Raw genomic sequence first — 3,491 nt, 5'->3', positions numbered from 1 at the left:
GCCCCACCACCCGCGCGGCGGCCGCGCCCGCCGCGCGGGTGGTGGGGCGCCGGGAGCCGGTCGTGTGGCCGGTGGGTCCGCTCGCGTTCGCCCCGGTCGTGGACGTGCCCGCCGTGGCGGGGCCGCCGGGCTCGCCCTTGCGCGGGGCGTTGACGCGGCGGAGCACCTGGGTCGTCTCGGGTGCCGGGGTGTCCTGGCCGGGCTTGCCGGGCTGAGCGGGCTTGCCGGATCCCTTCGCGGGGTCCTGGGGCTCGCGGGGTGGCGTGATCCGGCGCAGCACCTGGGTGCTCTCGGCCGGCTGTTCGGGGGTACGGGCGCCCGGGACCTGCGGCTTGCCGGCGCCGGTGGGCCTGCCGGTGCCGCCGCGCTCGGCGGTGCCCTCGCCCTCGGCGGCCGTGGCCGCGCCCTTGTCGGTACGGGCGTCGCGCGCCGCCTGGCGGGCGCGGGCGATGGAGGCCGTACGGTCCTGGGGCGCGGGCACGGAACGGCGCGCCGCGTCCGCGGTCGCCGCCCCGGAGTCCCGGGTCGCCCCGCGGTCACCGGCGGAGGTGTCCTCGCCCGCGCCCTGGGCCTTACCCGCACCCCGGGTCTCGTCGGCGCCCCGCGCCTTCCCGGCCGCCCCGGGCTTCCCGGCTTTGCCGGAGCCCTCGGACCGGGACGCGTCGGACTCCCCGGTGGTCCGCTCGGACCCCTCGGGCCGCTCAGCCCGCCCGGGCCTCCCGGTCTTCCCGGGTCCCTCGGGCTTCGGCGCTGCCCCGGCCGTCTCCGGCTCCTCGTCCCTCCCCGGTTCCTCGGTGTCCTTCACTCGGCCGGCCCCCTTCGACGGGGTGGCGGGGGATCCCGGCGTCGGGGTCCCGGGCCTCGCAGCCGGCAGCGGCTTATCCGGCGCCACGCCTTCGTTCGGCTGCTGCGGCTGTGGCTCGTCGCTCATGTCGTGCACGGACTCCTGTTTCGCGTCGTACGTTCCCGTACGCCTCGTACGCCTTCTGCGCCCCCCGTTGAAGACTCTCGCACCTGGCGTTCCGTTCCCGGATTTCGGCACGCTTCGGCCACAAAATGCGTGGCAGGCCGCCGGGCCTCCGGACTAGGCTCCTGCGCTTCGGTGTCGAGCGGTCCGAGGAGGTCGACTGACGTGGGCGCGGGACGGTTGTACGCGGCCGTCGCGTTGGGGGGATTCAGACGGTACGCGACGTATAAGGCCGCCACTGCGGCAGGGGTCTTCACCAACACGGTATTCGGGCTCATTCTCGTCTACACCTACAAGGCCCTATGGGACCTGAAACCGCATCTGGGGGGATACGACCAGGCGCAGGCCGTCACCTATGTGTGGCTGGGTCAGGCCTTCCTGTCGACGCTCGCGATCAGCGGCGGGGGCGTCGAGGACGAACTGATGGAACGCATCCGCACGGGGGACGTGGCGATCGATCTGTACCGGCCGGCCGACCTCCAGCTGTGGTGGCTCTCCGCCGACCTGGGCCGGGCGTTCTTCCAGCTGCTGGGGCGGGGCGTGGTGCCGTTCGTCTTCGGCGCGCTGGTCTTTCCGGCGTACCTGCCGACGGACCCGGGCACCTGGGCCGCGTTCCTGCTGGCCGTGCTGCTGGCGATGCTGGTCGGCTTCGGCATCCGCTATCTGGTGGCGCTGAGCGCGTTCTGGCTGCTGGACGGCACCGGGGTGAGCCAGATGACGTGGCTGCTCGGCTACTTCTGCTCGGGGATGCTGCTGCCGCTGAACGTGTTCCCAGGGGCGCTCGGCACCGTCGTACGCGCCCTGCCCTGGTCCTCGCTGCTCCAGGCGCCCGCGGACATCCTGCTCGGGCACGGGGATCCGCTGCGCACGTATCTGTTCCAGGGGGCGTGGGCCGTGGTGCTGCTGGGCGGCGGGCGGCTGCTCCAGTCGGTGGCGACGCGGCGGGTGGTGGTGCAGGGTGGCTGAGCGCGGGCGGCTCGTGGCGGGGGCGCGGGCGTACGGGCTGATCGCCGGGATGTGGATCCGGTCGACGATGGCGTACCGGGCGTCGTTCGTCATGACCACGTTCGGGAGTTTCGCGGCGACCTTCTTCGACTTCGTCGCGATCATGCTGATGTTCTCGCGGGTGCGTGCCCTCGGCGGCTGGACGCTGCCCGAGGTGGCGTTCCTGTACGGCCTGTCGGCGGTCTCCTTCGGCCTCGCGGACCTGGTGATCGGCTCGATGGACCGGCTGGGCAAGCGGCTGCGGGACGGCACGCTGGACGCGCTGCTGGTGCGGCCGGCGCCGATACTGGCGCAGGTCGCGGCGGACCGGTTCGCGCTGCGCCGCCTCGGCCGGGTGACCCAGGGCTCGCTGGTGCTGGGCTGGGCGCTGTCCCGGCTGGACGTCGACTGGAGCGTGGGCCGGCTGCTGCTAATGCCGGTGGCGCTGCTCGCGGGCTGCGGGATCTTCTGCGCGGTGTTCGTGGCGGGGGCGGCCTTCCAGTTCGTGGCGCAGGACGCGGCCGAGGTGCAGAACGCGTTCACGTACGGCGGTACGACGCTGCTCCAGTACCCGCCGACGGTGTTCGGCAGGGAGCTGGTGCGCGGGGTGACGTTCGTGCTGCCGCTGGCCTTCGTCAACTGGCTGCCCGCGAGCTACATCCTCGGGCGGCCGTATCCGCTGGACCTGCCGGGCTGGGTGGCCTGGACGACCCCGCTGGTGGCGGTGGGCTGCTGCGCGCTGGCCGGGCTGGCCTGGCGGGCGGGACTTCGTTCGTACCGGAGCACAGGGAGCTAGGACCTCATGGACGACTTCATCGTGCTGGAAGAGGTGGAGAAGATCTTCTCGGTGCGCCGCAAGACCGGTTTCCTCAAGCGGGAGCGGCACGAGGTGCGGGCGGTGGACTCGCTGTCGTTCACCGTGGCGCGCGGGGAGATGGTGGGCTACATCGGGCCGAACGGCGCCGGGAAGTCCACCACGATCAAGATGCTGACCGGCATCCTGACGCCGAGCGGCGGCCGGCTGCGGGTCGCGGGCATCGACCCCTCGCGGGAGCGTGCGCGTCTCGCGCATCGCATCGGGGTGGTGTTCGGACAGCGCACCACTTTGTGGTGGGACCTGCCGCTGCTCGACTCCTACCGGCTGGCCCATCGCATGTACCGCATCCCGGACGCCCGTTACCGGGAGAATCTGGACCGTCTGGTCGAACTCCTGGAGCTGCGCACCCTGTTGGACACGCCGGTGCGCCAGCTCTCGCTGGGGCAGCGGATGCGCGGGGACATCGCGGCGGCGCTGCTGCACGATCCGGAGGTGCTGTACCTGGACGAGCCGACGATCGGTCTTGACGTCGTCTCCAAGGCCAAGGTGCGGGGGTTCCTGCGGGAGTTGAACGCCGCGAGCGGTACGACCGTGCTGCTGACCACCCATGACCTCCAGGACATCGAGCAGTTGTGCTCCCGGGTGATGGTGATCGATCATGGCCGGCTGATGTACGACGGTCCGCTCACGGGGCTGCACGAGGCCGGGGAGAGCGAGCGGACC

The 3,491-nt window shown here is 72.5% G+C and carries 3 protein-coding genes and 1 pseudogene; 3 read left to right on the top strand and 1 reads right to left on the bottom strand.

Annotation, left to right across the window (positions count from 1 at the left end):
• Nucleotides 1–805: pseudogene (locus CCN72_RS34150) on the bottom strand (hypothetical protein); the annotation flags it as partial.
• Nucleotides 806–1,132: 327 nt separating this feature from the next.
• On the opposite strand from CCN72_RS34150, the gene CCN72_RS34145 reads away from it, so the two are divergent.
• From CCN72_RS34145 to CCN72_RS34135, 3 genes are all read left to right on the top strand, one after another.
• Nucleotides 1,133–1,933, top strand: a complete 801-nt coding sequence (locus CCN72_RS34145) for an ABC transporter permease (RefSeq protein ID WP_086812193.1) — start codon at nt 1,133–1,135, stop codon at nt 1,931–1,933.
• 49 nt (nt 1,934–1,982) lie between these two features.
• Nucleotides 1,983–2,747 carry an ABC transporter permease gene (locus CCN72_RS34140; RefSeq protein ID WP_086812195.1) on the top strand — a complete coding sequence of 255 codons (765 nt, stop codon included), beginning with the start codon at nt 1,983–1,985 and terminating at the stop codon, nt 2,745–2,747.
• A gap of 6 nt (nt 2,748–2,753) precedes the next feature.
• A partial coding sequence (locus tag CCN72_RS34135; protein ID WP_086812191.1) for an ABC transporter ATP-binding protein occupies nt 2,754–3,491 on the top strand: 738 nt, incomplete at its 3' end.

The organism is Streptomyces murinus (assembly GCF_002154555.1).
GTDB classification, from domain to species: Bacteria; Actinomycetota; Actinomycetes; order Streptomycetales; family Streptomycetaceae; genus Streptomyces; species Streptomyces murinus.
The sequence above is the reverse complement of the archived record's forward strand: the minus strand, read 5'-3'. Positions and strand labels throughout refer to the sequence as shown.